This is a genomic window from Rhodoferax ferrireducens, from assembly GCF_003347515.1.
Lineage (GTDB): Bacteria > Pseudomonadota > Gammaproteobacteria > Burkholderiales > Burkholderiaceae_C > Rhodoferax.
In genome coordinates, this window is sequence record NZ_QEII01000102.1 from 1 (window position 1) to 500 (window position 500).

Genomic DNA, 500 nt, shown 5'->3' on the forward strand with positions numbered 1-500 from the left:
CCGGTGACTTAAGATCACGACTAGCCAACATAAGTGCTCCGACGCTTGTGTTGCATGGGTCAGACGACCCACTAGTTCCCCCGGAAGCTGGGAAGGACACGGCGGCCAATATTAAAGGAGCCGAACTTCTCATCGTCGAGGGAATGGGCCACGATTTTCCACCATCGCTGTTTGGGTTTGTGGCCGGAGTCATCGCAGATAACACACACCGCGCGCGCCAGACCCTTTAGCGGCATATTGGCCCTGACGGCGCGCTGCGCCAAGACGGTCAGAAGATGCTGGGACGCTGCGAAAACCGGAGACTCTGAAATTTTCGTGGATTAGGGCGTACAACCCCGTTTTGCAGAAAATTCCGGACCTGACCTCATTGCTTGCACCAGCTTAGAGGCTCCTGGCGTACGACTGCGCTTTGTGCAAAAACTAGACAAAGACAGCGCACCTTTGCGTGAAGGGACTGTCGATCTGGAGACTGGTGTCATTGCGAACACGATGGGTCCGGA

The 500-nt window shown here is 55.6% G+C and carries 1 protein-coding gene and 1 pseudogene; both read left to right on the forward strand.

Translation table 11 applies throughout. The annotated features are described in order from the left end of the window. Nucleotides 1–230, forward strand: a 230-nt coding sequence (locus C5P05_RS00425; RefSeq protein WP_114967983.1) for an alpha/beta fold hydrolase, incomplete at its 5' end; no start/stop codon positions are given. 109 nt (nt 231–339) lie between these two features. Next, nucleotides 340–500, forward strand: a pseudogene (locus C5P05_RS34195) (LysR family transcriptional regulator); the annotation flags it as partial.